Genomic DNA, 13,612 nt, shown 5'->3' with positions numbered 1-13,612 from the left:
CGCGGTGCCGGCAGGGCGCCGGTCGCCGCCCCGCCGTCGTGGCCATCCGCAAGGCCGATGGGGCCCGATGGCGCAACCTCGCCCAACTGCGAGAAAAGAAAGCGCGCGGCGATGGTATCGCCCACGGGCAGGGGAACCGCGAAACGGCCGCATGCCATCAGCACCGGCGCGATGTCCGCGAGCGTGAGCCCCGCGCCGCCACGGTTTTCGGGAACGAGCGCGTCGAGGAAGCCGCTCGCTTCGATCTCGTTCCACAGCTTCGATGCGTCTTCGCCCCGCTCGATCGCGCGGACGGTGGCGGGCGGGCACGATGTTTCGAGCAAGCGTTCGAAGGGTGCGAGAAGTTCGGTGCGATCCATCAGCGTAGCCCCAGTCCGCGCGCGATGATGCCGCGCAATATCTCGCGCGTTCCCCCGCGCAGCGAAAAGCTCGGTGCGATATGCGCGACATAGAAGAGCGCGCGGCGCAGACCGGCGTCGACGGCTACTTCGGGCCGCGCGGCGAGATCGTCGGCGATCGCGATCGGCAGCTCCTGCTCGAAGCTCGTCCCCAGATCCTTGACGAGGGAGGCTTCGGCGACCGGGCTTTCGCCCTGCGCGAGGCGAGCGGTGCAGGCTATCGACATCGCCCGCAGCGTCGCGAGTCGCGCCATGAACCGCCCGGCGAGCCGCAGCGACGCTTCGCCGACGCGGTCCTGTTTCTGCAGATGCGCGATCCAGGCGTCGAGAAGGATGATGCTCGAATAGATGCGTTCGGGGCCGCTGCGCTCGAACGCCAGCTCGGCGGTGACCTGCTTCCATCCTTCGCCCTCTGCCCCGATCAGCGCATCGGCGGGAAGTTCGGCATTGTCGAAGAATATCTCGCAGAAGTGGCTGTCGCCGGCGAGGTCCTCGATCGGCCGGATGGTGACGCCGGGTGCCCGGAGATCGACGATGAGCTGCGAAAGGCCGGCGTGGCGGTCCGCCGGCGTTCCCGACGTTCGCACCAGCGCGATCATGTAATCGGCATGCTGCGCGTTGGTCGTCCAGATTTTCTGGCCGTTGAGACGCCAGCCGCCGACGCTGCGCTCGGCGCGGGTGCGGACGCTGGCGAGATCCGATCCCGACCCCGGCTCGCTCATGCCGATGCAGAAGAATATCTCGCCGCGGCAGATGCGGGGCAGATACGCCCGGCGCTGCTCTTCGGTGCCGAAATTGAGGATCAGCGGCGCGCTCTGGCGGTCGGCGATCCAGTGTGCCGCGACGGGCGCGCCCAGCGACAATAATTCCTCGACGACGACGAAGCGCGCGAAGGGGCCGCGTCCGCCGCCGCCATATTCCGGCGGCAGGGTGAGGCCAAGAAAACCGGCCGTACCCAGCTTTCGGCTGAACGCTGCGTCAAAGCCCTGCCAGGATCGTGCGCGCTGGTCGACGCTCAACGTCACGGCCGCCTCTTCGGCCAAAGCCCTGATCGCAGGGCGGAGCGCCTCGTCCGCGGGCGGAAGCGAGTGAAAGTTGAAATTTTCGAGCAAGAACCACCACCAATCCGGAATAGCGCGTGATCATGATGCGCGTACGAGTGTCAGGAATCAAATATCGTTTTCTCGCATATTGATACGAATTGGCTATCGAGCCGCCAGCGCCTGTCTGATGAAGTTGCGCGCGAGCGGCGAGGCGTCGGCGCGGCAGGCAATCCCCGTCGAGATCCGGACCGGTTCGGCCAGCGGGGTCAGGCGGACCGCCTGCGGCGCGAACCGCGCCATGCGCGCCGGGACAAGCGCGACGCCAAGCCCCGACTGGACGAGGCTGAGGATCGTCTGCACCTGCACCGCCTCTTGCGCGATGCGGGGAGCGAAGCCGGCGTCGCGGCAGGCGAGCAGGATGACCGAATGCAATACGCTGACCGCGCTGTGAACGATGAAGGGCCGGTCGGCGAGGGTCCGGAGCGGAACCGGGCCCCGGGGCTGTAAATTGTCGTCGATCCGGTGGGCGAGGACGAGATCGTCTTCTTCGATGACCGCGATGTCGAGCCGGTGCCGCCGCATGACCGGCAGGCGCACCAGCCCGACATCGAGTGCGCGCGCTTCGATGGCATCGGCGATTCCGACGCTCGTCATCTCGGCAAGGTCGAGATCGGCAAGAGGATGGGTTTCGCGAAAGGGCGGGATGATCCGCGGCAACAACTCGCCGATCGCCGATCCCACGAAGCCCACCGACAGGCGACCCGTTTGTCCCCGCGAGCCAAGCCCGGCCGCTTCGTGGACGAGCGCGGCCTGCGCCAGCGCCTCGCGGGCAGGAGGGAGCGCCGCAATTCCTGCCGGCGTCAGCGTAACGCCGCGGCTCGTCCGGTCGAACAATCGCGTCCCGATTTCCTCCTCGAGCTTGCGGATTGCGACGCTCAGCGGTGGCTGGGAGATATGGAGCCGTGCCGCGGCACGGTGGAAGTTCAGCGTGTCCGCGAGCGTCACGAAAAAACGCAATTGCCTCAGGTCCATGATATCCCTCGTGTATCGTCTGTTCGATATTCAATATTAGACTTGGATCATGCGGCTGCATAGCTGCGCGGGGCTGGATGAGCCCGGTACCGTGCGGAGGACGAGTTGTGGCCGATTTTCTGATTGTCGAACGCGAAGGCCCGGTGCTGGTCGCGAGTCTCAATCGCCCGGACGAGCGCAATGCGATATCGGAAACCCGGCATAGCGAGGAAATCGCGGAATTCTGCGCGCGCGTCACGCGCGATGCGAGCGTTCGCGCCGTCGTTCTGACCGGCAAGGGCAAGGCCTTTTGCGCGGGCGGCAACGTCAAGCATATGCAGAGCCGGGCCGGCATGTTCGCGGGCACGCCCTTCGAGATCCGCAATCGTTATCGCAGCGGCATCCAGCTGATTCCCGCGGCGCTCTATGAGCTTGAGGTGCCGGTGGTCGCGGCGATCAACGGGCCGGCGATCGGTGCGGGGCTCGATCTTGCGTGCATGTGCGACATTCGCATCGCGGCCGACAATGCGCTTTTTGCCGAGAGCTTCGTGAAGCTCGGCATCGTGCCGGGCGATGGCGGCGCCTGGCTGCTGCCGCGGGTGATCGGCATGGCAAAGGCAAGCCTGATGACGCTTACCGGCGAGACGATCGATGCCGCGCGCGCGCTCGAATACGGGCTGGTGAGCGAAGTCGTCCCGGGCGAACGGCTGCTCGCGCGCGCGATGGAAATCGCCGGGCAGATCGCGGCCAATCCCGGACATGCGACGCGGATGGCGAAACGGCTGCTGCGCGAGGGTCAGGATATGAAGCTCGCGCCGCTGCTCGAACTGTCGGCCGCCTTTCAGGCGCTGGCGCACCACACCGCCGACCATGGCGAAGCCGTCGCCGCATTCGTCGAAAAGCGCGAGCCCCGCTTCACCGACGGGTGAGGGAAATCCGTTCGGTCCGCGAGGATCATCGAAAGACTGTGAGGAGAATCCCGAATGCAACTCGACTCCATGATTGCCGCGGTGGTGACCGGCGGCGCCTCGGGGCTTGGTGAAGCGACGGCGCGTGCGCTGGCAGCGAGAGGCGTGAAGGTCGCGATCTTCGATCTCGACGAAGCGCGCGGGCCGGCGGTCGCGGGCGACATCGGCGGCATCTTTTGCCCGGTCAACATCACCGGCGAGGATTCGGTTGTCGCGGCCTTTGCGGCCGCGCGCGCGGCGCACGGGCAGGAACGCATCCTCGTCAATTGCGCTGGCGTCGGTGGCGGCGCCAAGACGGTCAGCCGGTCGCGCGAAGACGGCAGCATCGTCGAATATCCGATGGACAATTTCCATCGCATCCTCGAGGTCAACCTGATCGGCACCTTTCGCTGTATCGTCAAATCGGCTGCCGGCATGCTGACGCTGCCGCCGCTCCCCGATGGCGAGCGCGGCGCGATCGTCAACACCGCGTCGGTCGCGGCCGAGGACGGGCAGATCGGCCAGGTTGCCTATTCGGCATCGAAGGGCGGGGTCGTCGGAATGACGCTGCCGATCGCGCGCGATCTGGCGGCCGAGAATATTCGCGTCAACACGATCCTGCCCGGAATCTTCGAAACGCCGCTGCTCGCGCGGGTTCCCGAAAAGGCGCGCGAGGCGCTCGCTGCGTCGGTGCCCTTTCCGCGGCGGCTCGGGACCCCGGCGGAATATGCGATGCTGGCCGTGGCGATGATCGAGAATGGCTATTTCAACGGCGAGGATGTGCGGCTCGACGGGGCCATCCGCATGGCGCCGCGCTGACGGCGCCCGGCAGGCGCCGACGTCATCCGGTCAGGCAGGGGCCGCGAACGTCCACGCGGTCCCCGAATTTCAGGCGGTTCGCGAAACGCTGGCGCGACATCGCCTCGAGCTCTTCGAAATAGGCAAGTGCGCCGCCGCCGAACGGGGCGTTCAACTGATATTGTTCGGGCGGGGCGCCCTCGAAATTGAAATAGCTCGGCGTGCAGTTCAGGTGGAATTCGCGCCGTGCCGCCGACAGTTCGACGCAGCGCTCGACCCATTCCCGTTCGGCCTCCGGCGTCGGCTCGACGCTGCCGAGACCATTGTCGATGCAATGCGAAATCAGGTCGGCCATATAGATGGACTGAACGTCGGCGGTGTGCAGATAGTTCAGCGAAACGCCCGCCTGCACGATCGACAGCACGAAGAAGTTCGGAAAGCCGCTCGTCTGCATGCCGAACAGGGTTCGCGCGCCGTCGCTCCAGTGATCCTCGAGTGATCGGCCGCCCCGCCCGACCACGGTCAGCCCGGACTCGCGGGTGTAGCTGGTCATGAAATCGAACCCGGTCGCATAGATGATGCAGTCGAGTTCATATTCGTGCCCGTCGACGACGATCCCGCGGGGCGTGACGCGTTCGACGCCCTTCCCGGCGGTATCGACCAGCGTGACGTTAGGCCTGTTGAAGACCTGCAGATAGTCGTCGCTGAAGCCCGGGCGCTTGCAGAAATAATGATAATAGGGCTTGAGCGCGTCCGCCGTCTTCCGGTCTTCGACGATCGAATCGATCCGCTGGCGGACCTTTTCCATCTTCAGTATCTCGGCCCTGTTGCGTGCGTCGGCGTCCGGCTCCCCGGCCGCCGGGGCGTTGTCGGTTTCGGGGCGGCGGAACAGGTTGGTCATGCTGTCGTTCACCATGTCCTCGGCCTGCGGGATTCCCGCGGTGCAGAGCGTGAAGTTCATCATCCGCTCCCTTTGCCAGCCGGGCGCGAGCGCATTGAACCATTCGACATCGGTCGGCCCGTTGCCGCGAATGTCGACCGTGCACGGCGTTCGCTGAAACAGATAGAGGCGCTCGGCGGACGCGGCGACGGGGGGAACGCACTGGATTCCGGTCGAGCCCGTCCCGATGATGCCGACCTTCTTGCCCTTCAGTCCCGTCAGATTGCCGTCGGCATCGCCGCCCGTGAAATCATAGTCCCAGCGGCTTGTGTGGAAGCTTGGGCCCTCGAACGTTTCGATGCCGGCGATGCCGGGCAATTTCGGACTGCTGTACAAACCGGTGGACGAGACGATAAAGCGCGCCTCGATCCTGTCGCCGCGATCGGTGGTTACGGTCCAGCGCTGCGTTTCGTCCTGCCAATGCAGCGTTTCCACCAGCGTCTGGAACAGCGCCTTGGAATAGAGGCCGAACTTCTCCGCGATCAGCCGGCACTGCTCGTGAATTTCGGCACCCCTGGCGTATTTCTCGCTCGGCACATATCCGGTTTCCTCGAGCAGCGGCATATAGATATAGGCGTCGACGTCGCAGCGGACGCCGGGATAGCGGTTCCAGTACCAGGTGCCGCCGAAGTCCGCGCCCTTCTCGACCATCACAATGTCCCCGACACCGCGCTTGCTCAATTGCGCCGCGGTCAGAAGTCCACCGAAACCGCCGCCGATGATCAGCACATCTGCGCTCCGTTCGACCGGCTCGCGATCGAATTCGGGCAGCGCGTTGGGATCGGCGTCAAACGCGGCGAACGCCCCGGTCAACGACCGGTATTGCTCAACCGCGTCGGGACGCAGACGCTTTTCGCGTTCTTCGACATATTTCCGGGCCAGCGCGTCCAGATCGATTCCGGATTCGGGATTGTCCTGCGAACTCAATATTTCATCCTTTGCGAGCCACGCGCCGCTCCGGCGCGCTTTCCCTCCAACCGTCGCTACCTGCTACACGCGCATGCCGCCGTCGACGAACAGCGTCTGCCCCGTCATGTAGCTGGCATCACTGCTCGCCAGAAAGGCGGCAACCGACGCCATTTCTTCCGGTTGCGCGGGACGGCCCAAGGGGATGCGGGCGGCCACGACCCTGTTCATCTGCTCCTCGGGCGATGTGCCCGGATTTTGCGCCGCGACGCTTTCATAGCGCTGGCGGACATAGGGGGTGAGGGTCATGCCGGGTGCGAACGCGTTGACGCGCACGCCCTGCGGCGCGAGCTCGACCGACAGCGTGCGCGTCAGCGCGGTCAGCGCATATTTCGCTCCCGCATAGGCCGAGATTCCGGGCACGCCGTGATAGGCCGAAATCGACGTGGTGTTCACGATCGCCCCGCGCTGGCGCGTCAGATGCGGGACGGCATGCTTCGCACACAGAAAGGCCGAATCGAGGCTGACGGCATAGGTGTATCGCCAGTCGTCGAGCGAGAGATCCGCGACCGGGGTCTGGTCCACCGGCCCCGCACCGGTGCCGCCGCCCGCATTGCTGCAGAGAACGTCGATCCGCCCGAACGCCTTGCCGACCGCATCGACCATCGCGGCGACGTCGGCTTCGTCGGTCAGGTCGGCGCGCAGTGCAAGGCCGGGTTCGCCAACCTCTTCCAGCGCCTGCGCGACCGCGCACAGGCTTTCCCATTCGCCGAATTGCTCGCGCGGCACTTCGGGCCGCTGACGGCAGAGGTCGACGACCGCGACCCGCGCTCCCTCCGAAGCGAGCCGGCGGGCAATGGCTGCCCCTATCCCGCCGGCGCGCCCCGCCCCCGTGACGATCGCGACCTGTCCTTCGAACCGGCGCATCAGAATCGCACCGTTCCCTGGAGGACCAGCGAGCGATACTCGTCCATCCAGTTGAGCGAGCGGGTGACGCCGGTAATCGAAGCGGGAAGGCGGATCGCGGCGCCGCGCGTCTTCTTGTTGGTCAGGTTGCGGCCGATCAGCGCGATATCCCACCGCTCGCTTTTCGGCCCGAACTGGATGCGGCCGTCGAGCTTTGCCCAGCCATCCTGCTCGCCCCAGATCGGGCTGTAGCCGTCGGCGATGAAATAGTCCGACCGGAAGGTCGCGTTGAGGTTCGACACGAGGTTGAAGTCGCCGATGTCCAGCCGATGCCTGACCCCGATATTCCCGCTCCAGTCGGGCGCGAACTGCAGCGGAAGCCCGGCGATATTGTGCGCGGCGATGCTAGCCGGGTCCGCCGAGTTGCACTGCGCGAGCGTCTCGTAGGCGAGGCAGGGGGCGCCGGGATAGTCGACGAACTTCGCATCGAGATAGGCGACCGACGCATTGAACTGAAGGCTGCGCGACGGGGCGAGCTGCATCTCCATCTCGACGCCCTGCGAACGCGCCTTTGCGGCGTTGCGGGTGAGGAAGGTGCGGCGATCGGGATCGTAGGCGGACTGCTGCAGATTATCGAATTCGGTACGGAACACCGTGACGTTGAGCGTCGCCTTGCCGTCGGCAAAGGTCGACTTGATCCCCGCTTCATAATTGGTCGATCGCTCGGGCTTGAACTGGAATCCCTCGGCGGCGACATTGTAGGTGTTCGACACGAACCCGCCCGATTTGGAGCCGCGGCCAAAACTCGCATAGAACATGACGTCGGGCGTCAGATCGGCCTGAAAGGTTGCGGAGGGGTCGAGATAACTCTCGCTCAGGCTGCCGCTGCGGTCGGGTCCGATGACGTTGAGCGGCGTCCCCGACACGGTGCCCGAGGTGAAGAAGCCGTCCTTGCTGGTATGCGAATAGCGCAGGCCCGCGATCAGCCGCAGGTCGGGCGTGAAGTTGAGGGTTCCCTGACCGTAGACCGAATAGGAGTCCCCGCGCTGGTCGAAGTCGGTCGTCTGATGCCCGGTGATCGTGCCCCCGATCTCGCGGTAATAGCTGTCCTGATGCAGGTGATAGTCCGAGTGGTCGTAATAGACGCCGAGGACATATTCCAGCAGCCCGCCGGTCGGCGAGGTCAGGCGGAGCTCGCCCGACCATTGTTCGAAATTTTCCGGGAAACCGTTGCCGAACCGCGCGTTCGCATTGCCCGCGGGGACGGTGCCGTCGGGGCTCCGTTCGTCATAGGCGGTGAAACGCCGCGTATCGAATTTGGAAAAGCCGCCGATCGCGGTGATCGTATGGTCGCCCACCTCGAAGTTGGCAGTCAGCACGCCGTTCCACGATTTGATGCCGCTTTGCTCGGGAACGCCCGATCCTGCATAGTTGGACGACACATAATGGACGTCGCCGACCTTGTCGAAATCGGTTTTCTCGGTCAGCGAACCCGTCACCGTGACACCGCCGAGCAGCAGGTGGCGGCCATATTCGATCTTGCCGGTAATATCGACGCCGTCGACGGGCTTCCACGCGACCGTCAGGCGCGCGAGTTCGTCGCGGAGCTGGGGATCGTCCTTGCCGTTGAAGAGGTTGCGGATATAGCCGTCCTGCCGGACGATCTTGCCCGCGAGGCGCACCCCGAGCGTGTCGGAGAGCGGACCGCTCGCCACGCCCGAAACCTCGTAGCCATCGCGCTCGAAGTCGTAACCCGCGCTGACATAGCCCTCGAAGCTGTTGCCGGGCTTGGCGGAGACCAGGCTGATCGCGCCGGCGGCCGTGTTGCGTCCGAAGAGCGCGCCTTGCGGACCGCGCAGCACTTCCATGCGCTCGAGATCGAAGAAGGGCGCGCTGAATTGCGCGCCGCGTCCGCCATAGATGCCGTCCAGATAGACCGACACTTCCTGATCGAAGGCGACATTGTTGGGCCCCGACCCGAAGCCGCGGATGAACACCACCGGATTCACGCCCGAATTGAGCACCGAAAGATTCGGGACATAGCCTTGGATCGAGCGCAGGTCGGTGATCTTCATCTCCTCGATCTGCTGGCCGCCGATCGCGACGATCGATACCGGCACGTCCTGAAGCTTCTGCTCGCGTTTCTGCGCGGTGACGACGATGTCATTGAGGCCCGTCGCGCCCGGATCGCCGGCCGCGGCATTCTGGGCGAGCGCGGGCGCCGCGCCAAATGTCGACAGCGCGATCACGCTCGCAGCGCCGGTCAGTTTCAAAGCGTTCCTGAAAATCATCGATCCCTCTCCCTGCAATCGGGCTTTGCCCATTTTGTATCCGAACCTTACTTGATTGCATGCAAATTACAAAAAGGAATCTTCAGCTTTGCTAAAATATGGGCTATTTTTAATCGAGATAAGAAAGAGGTGCATTTTATAAGAGGATAATAGGATGCAATCGAAGGGGGTTATGCGGCTGGCAGCCAAGCGCGTCCTGATCACCGGCGCCGCGAGCGGCATCGGTCTGGCCTGTGCCCGGGTCATGGCGGAGCACGGAGCTCATGTGCTCGGCTGCGATATCGACGACGCGGCGCTGTCCGTTGTGGCCGGCGAGGCGGGCATGGCTGCCTCGATGCGACTGGACGTGGCCGAAGAGCCTGACTGGGCAGCAGGGGCCGCATGGGCGCGGCGCGAATTTGGCGGCCTCGATGCGATCATCCATTCGGCGGGCATCGGCGTGGGCGGTGACCTGACGACCCTGTCTCTCGAAAGCTGGCGGCGTCAGCAGGCTGTGAATCTGGATGGCAGCTTTCTGGCGGTCAAACACATGCTGCCGTTGCTGCGCGAAGGAGGCGGCGGATCGATCACGCTGATCGCATCGGTCACCGGTCTGCGCGGTTCGGCGGTGTTCGCTCCTTACGCCGCCAGCAAGGCAGGGGTCGTCGCGCTGATGCGATCGGCGGCGCGGGCAAGCGCTGCCGCGGGTGACGGGGTCCGGGTGAATGCGATCGCCCCGGGCGTGATCGCGACGCCGATCTTCGGCCGGATGGAGGGCGTGAACGCCGCGGCCACCGATCCTGTAGCGACCGCGGCCCGGCTCGTGCCGCTGGGGCGGGCGGGACAGCCCGAAGATATCGCGCACGCCGCAGCCTATCTCGCCAGCGACGAGGCGAGCTATGTCACCGGCATCGTCCTGCCGGTCGATGGCGGCCTCTTGATGAGCTGAGGTGGCTCAGGCGCCATCGGGCTGCGCGCCCTGTAACCGCGTCGCCAGTGCGGCGGCTCCCGCCCGCCCGGCGACGATCAATATCATCGCCAGCGCCAGTGCCCCCGCCGTGGTGACCGCGAGCGCCTTGCCGATTCCCATCGGCCCGTCGAACAGATGATCGGAGAGGAGCGCGGTGACCGTCGGCGCTATTCCCAGTCCCGCGATCGTGACCACGGTGCCGTAGAGCGCGGCCATCATTCCGCGCATCCGGCTGGGCGACAGGCTTTGCACCATTGCCGCCTGCATGCCGGCGACCATGCTGGCGGCGAACATGCCGCCGACGAACGATATGATCGCCAGCATCGTCGAGCCGAGAAGATAGGCGGCGATGAAAAGCGGCGCCTGCAATATGATCGCGCCGATCGTCACGACGACCGGCGCGTCGATCCGGTGCAGCCGGTCGCAGATCATCCCGCCCAGCAACACCCCGAGCGTGCCGAAGCCGCCATAGCCGATACCGAACAACAGGCCGACAGCAGCCGGGCTCAGCCCGTGCAGGCGCATGAAATAGGCGGGCCCCCAGACGCTGAAGGCGTAGCCGCTGACCGCCAGAAAGGCGTAGCCGGTGAACATCGGCAGAAAGACGCGCGCGTTGCGGCGCAGGTGCTGCCAGATTTCGCCATAGGTCGGGGGATGTTCGGCTTCGCTCGGGGCATAGCGCCGCGGCGGCTCGCGCACGGTAAGCGCGAACAGAAGCGCGACGAGCACGCCCGGCAGGCCGATGACGACGAACACGATCTGCCAGGGTTCGGCCCCGCACATGAGCGGCAGGCACGGCCGGGTGTCCATCGCCCATTGCACGACCAGTCCCCCGAGCAGGATCGCGAGCCCGCCCCCCATCGACGCACCACAGGCGTAGATGGCCATCGCGACCCCGCGTCTTTCGGTCGGGAAATAATCGGCGATCATCGAATAGGCGGCGGGATTGAGGCTGGCCTCTCCGACGCCGACGGCGGCGCGGGCTGCGAACATCTTGCCGAAACTGTTCGCGAGGCCGCACGCCGCGGTGGCGAGGCTCCACAGCGTGATCCCGACGACAACCGCGTTGCGCCGACCGTGCAGATCGACCCAGCGTCCGAAGACGAAGGCGAAGCCGACATAGCAGGTCGCGAAGGCCGCACCGACGAGCAGGCTGACCTCGCTGTCCGAGAGCGCAAGATCGGCGCGGATCGGATCGATCAGCAGCGCCAGCACCAACCGGTCGAGAAAGGACAGCGCGCTTGCCAGCATCAGGCAGGCGACGACATAATAGGGATAGAGGCGCGAGGTCATGTCCGTTTCGGCAGCGGTGCGGGTTCGCGTTCGACGAACCGGTATTCGGGCGGCGAAGCCATCTCGGCGACGCGTTCGTCATAATCGTCATGCTCGAGCCGCAGCGCCCGGATCATCCCGGCGTTCATCATGAACATCGAGGTGATGTAGGTGAGTTCGATCAACTGCTCTTCGTCGAAATGGCCCGCCAGCTTTGCGAACACGGCATCGGGTGTGCGGCCGTGATCAAGCGCGATGCAGTCCGCGTAGGCGAGTACGGCGCGCTCGGCATCGTCGAACAATTCGCTGGTCGGCCATGCCGGGATCGCTGCCAGCGCGTCTTCGGAATAGCCGAGCCCGCGCAGGATCTTGGTGTGTTCGGAATACATCCACCGGCACGAACAGTTCCAGCCGACCCGGGTTATCGCGAGCTCCATATATTTGAGCGGCAGCTTCCGGGCCCCGGTCTGCTTGAGGTAAAAGCCCTGCACCACATGCTCGAGCACATCGGGCGAATGCGCGAAAACCGCCTCGAAATTGCCGGGTGCCCCCGATGCCGTGGTCCCCGGATCAATCGCAGGATCGCGGCCGGCGAATTTGCGGTCGTACATGAAGAGGACCAACGGGTCCTGCGTCTCGGCACGGCTTACGAGGCGAAGGCGAGGCATCATCCAGACTCCCGTCGATACATCCGGATCAGGGTGGCGGGACAGCCTCCACCGTCACATTACACAAGTGCGAGTTTATGCAAATATGCATGCACAATGTGCAGGTTTCCCGCCTACCCTGATTATATCAACGGTATCCTATAAAGATTGCATGCAATATTGATAGTGCAATCTTTGCCCCACGCGGCCTTGCAGCGAAAATGCGCGCACCGGTTCAGCCCATCCGCCGATGCTCCTCCGAGCGCGGCAGCAGGATCGTAGCGAGCCCGAGCAGGGGCAAAAAGGCGCAGAACTTGTACACCCAGACGATGCCGTAAAGGTCCGCCAGCTGGCCAAGCCCTGCGGCCCCGATCCCGCTGATGCCGAACATCAAACCGAACATGAGCCCCGACACGAGGCCGACACGGCCGGGTACGATTTCCTGCGCGTAGACGACGAGGGCGGCGAAGGCCGACGACATGATGAGCCCGATCGAGATGGCGAGGAGTGTCGTCCAGAACAGGTCGGCGTGGGGCAAAATCATCGCGAACGGGGCCACCCCGAGAAAGGATGTCCAGATGACGGCCTTCCGCCCGATGCGATCGCCTATCGGGCCTCCCGCAAAGGTCCCGACCGCCACCGCGGCGAGAAAGCAGAAGAGATAGAATTGGGACTCGCGCGCCGACAGGTCGAAGCGTTCGATCAGATAGAAGGTGAAATAGTTGGTGAAGGCGCCGATGTAGATGAACTTTGCGAACATCAGGACGCCGATCGCCGACAGGGCGCGAGTGATTTCGCGGCGGCTGTGCGGCGATGCGTGCGCGGCCGCCAAGGCGCCGACCTGCGTCCGGGCCTGCCGCACGCGCCACCGCGTGACGCCGAAGAGCACCCAGATCGCCGCGACGGCGGCAAAGGCGAGCCATCCGACCGCGGTCTGACCGAACGGCAGGATGATCGCCGATGCGGCGATGGGGCCGAGAGCGGAGCCGGTGTTCCCGCCGACCTGAAACGCCGACTGCGCGGTTCCGAAACGGCCGCCCGAGGCCATCCGGGCGACGCGTGACGCCTCGGGATGGAAGGTCGCCGATCCGACACCGATGACGGCGGATGCGAGAAGGAGGGCGGAATAGCTCCCCGCCACCGCAAGCCCGCCGATCCCGACAAGCGTCGCGACCATGCCCAGCGGCAGAAGATAGGGCAGGGGGCGCTTGTCGGTATAAAGGCCGATCCACGGCTGGAGCAGCGAGGCGGTGAACTGGTAGATGAGGGTGATCATGCCGATCTCGCCGAAGCTCAGGCGGTATTTGTCCTTGAGCATCGGATAGATCGCCGGAAGCACGGCCTGGATCAGATCGTTCAGAAGGTGGGCAAAAGCGACGGCACCGACGATCTGCACGACGAACACCGGCGCCTCCCGGCGCGGAAGTTCGGGCGGGGTGACGGGAGACGTGGCAGGCTGGTGGGGAGGGGCGAGCAGGCTGGCGGTATCGGTCACGATCGGTTC

At 65.1% G+C, this 13,612-nt stretch carries 12 protein-coding genes; 3 read left to right on the top strand and 9 right to left on the bottom strand.

Annotation, left to right across the window (positions count from 1 at the left end; translation table 11 throughout):
• The 3 genes from VN047_RS18990 to VN047_RS18980 all read right to left on the bottom strand — a co-directional run.
• On the bottom strand, positions 1-359 hold a 359-nt coding region (locus VN047_RS18990; protein WP_325545450.1), incomplete at its 3' end, for an acyl-CoA dehydrogenase family protein.
• Positions 359-1,510, bottom strand: a complete 1,152-nt coding sequence (locus VN047_RS18985) for an acyl-CoA dehydrogenase family protein (protein WP_325545448.1) — start codon at positions 1,508-1,510, stop codon at positions 359-361. The genes VN047_RS18985 and VN047_RS18990, both read right to left, overlap by 1 nt.
• 93 nt (positions 1,511-1,603) lie before the next feature.
• The gene (locus VN047_RS18980) at positions 1,604-2,473 is read right to left on the bottom strand and encodes a LysR substrate-binding domain-containing protein (RefSeq protein WP_325545446.1); all 870 of its coding nucleotides are present in this window, start codon (positions 2,471-2,473) and stop codon (positions 1,604-1,606) included.
• Between the two features lie 107 nt (positions 2,474-2,580).
• On the opposite strand from VN047_RS18980, the gene VN047_RS18975 reads away from it, so the two are divergent.
• Both VN047_RS18975 and VN047_RS18970 read left to right on the top strand, forming a co-directional pair.
• Positions 2,581-3,381, top strand: a complete 801-nt coding sequence (locus VN047_RS18975; protein ID WP_325545444.1) for a crotonase/enoyl-CoA hydratase family protein — start codon at positions 2,581-2,583, stop codon at positions 3,379-3,381.
• A 54-nt stretch (positions 3,382-3,435) separates the two neighbouring features.
• The gene (locus VN047_RS18970) at positions 3,436-4,218 is read left to right on the top strand and encodes an SDR family NAD(P)-dependent oxidoreductase (protein WP_325545442.1); all 783 of its coding nucleotides are present in this window, start codon (positions 3,436-3,438) and stop codon (positions 4,216-4,218) included.
• Between the two features lie 22 nt (positions 4,219-4,240).
• Here VN047_RS18970 and VN047_RS18965 read toward each other — a convergent pair whose 3' ends face one another.
• The 3 genes from VN047_RS18965 to VN047_RS18955 form a co-directional block, all read right to left on the bottom strand.
• Entirely contained in the window at positions 4,241-6,064 is a 1,824-nt protein-coding gene (locus VN047_RS18965) for an NAD(P)/FAD-dependent oxidoreductase (RefSeq protein WP_325545440.1), read from the bottom strand.
• A gap of 63 nt (positions 6,065-6,127) precedes the next feature.
• Positions 6,128-6,970, bottom strand: coding sequence for an SDR family oxidoreductase (locus VN047_RS18960; protein WP_325545438.1), 843 nt, complete (start codon positions 6,968-6,970; stop codon positions 6,128-6,130).
• Entirely contained in the window at positions 6,970-9,240 is a 2,271-nt protein-coding gene (locus tag VN047_RS18955) for a TonB-dependent receptor (protein WP_325545436.1), read from the bottom strand. The genes VN047_RS18960 and VN047_RS18955 overlap by 1 nt, the downstream gene beginning before the upstream one ends.
• 154 nt (positions 9,241-9,394) lie before the next feature.
• Between VN047_RS18955 and VN047_RS18950 the strand changes: the two genes are divergently transcribed.
• Positions 9,395-10,168, top strand: coding sequence for an SDR family NAD(P)-dependent oxidoreductase (locus VN047_RS18950; protein ID WP_325545434.1), 774 nt, complete (start codon positions 9,395-9,397; stop codon positions 10,166-10,168).
• 6 nt (positions 10,169-10,174) lie between these two features.
• On the opposite strand, the gene VN047_RS18945 is transcribed toward VN047_RS18950, so the two are convergent.
• The 3 genes from VN047_RS18945 to VN047_RS18935 form a co-directional block, all read right to left on the bottom strand.
• Positions 10,175-11,482 (bottom strand): MFS transporter, encoded by a 1,308-nt coding sequence (locus tag VN047_RS18945; protein WP_325545432.1) that lies wholly within the window; start codon positions 11,480-11,482, stop codon positions 10,175-10,177.
• A complete protein-coding gene (locus VN047_RS18940) occupies positions 11,479-12,132 on the bottom strand; it encodes a carboxymuconolactone decarboxylase family protein (protein ID WP_325545430.1) in 654 nt (217 codons plus the stop codon). The genes VN047_RS18945 and VN047_RS18940 overlap by 4 nt, the downstream gene beginning before the upstream one ends.
• Before the next feature lie 211 nt (positions 12,133-12,343).
• A complete protein-coding gene (locus tag VN047_RS18935) occupies positions 12,344-13,603 on the bottom strand; it encodes an MFS transporter (protein ID WP_325545428.1) in 1,260 nt (419 codons plus the stop codon).
• Positions 13,604-13,612 lie beyond the last annotated feature (9 nt).

This window comes from Sphingopyxis sp. (assembly GCF_035565275.1).
Classification (GTDB): domain Bacteria; phylum Pseudomonadota; class Alphaproteobacteria; order Sphingomonadales; family Sphingomonadaceae; genus Sphingopyxis.
The sequence above is the reverse complement of the archived record's forward strand: the minus strand, read 5'-3'. Positions and strand labels throughout refer to the sequence as shown.

What these genes read in the sequence shown, in the direction of transcription:
- VN047_RS18960 (WP_325545438.1), bottom strand. Translation starts at nt 6,970, where the DNA reads ATGCGCCGGTTCGAAGGACAGGTCGCGATCGTCACGGGGGCGGGGCGC.
- VN047_RS18945 (WP_325545432.1), bottom strand. Translation starts at nt 11,482, where the DNA reads ATGACCTCGCGCCTCTATCCCTATTATGTCGTCGCCTGCCTGATGCTG.
- VN047_RS18950 (WP_325545434.1), top strand. Translation starts at nt 9,395, where the DNA reads ATGCAATCGAAGGGGGTTATGCGGCTGGCAGCCAAGCGCGTCCTGATC.
- VN047_RS18970 (WP_325545442.1), top strand. Translation starts at nt 3,436, where the DNA reads ATGCAACTCGACTCCATGATTGCCGCGGTGGTGACCGGCGGCGCCTCG.
- VN047_RS18940 (WP_325545430.1), bottom strand. Translation starts at nt 12,132, where the DNA reads ATGATGCCTCGCCTTCGCCTCGTAAGCCGTGCCGAGACGCAGGACCCG.
- VN047_RS18955 (WP_325545436.1), bottom strand. Translation starts at nt 9,240, where the DNA reads ATGATTTTCAGGAACGCTTTGAAACTGACCGGCGCTGCGAGCGTGATC.
- VN047_RS18980 (WP_325545446.1), bottom strand. Translation starts at nt 2,473, where the DNA reads ATGGACCTGAGGCAATTGCGTTTTTTCGTGACGCTCGCGGACACGCTG.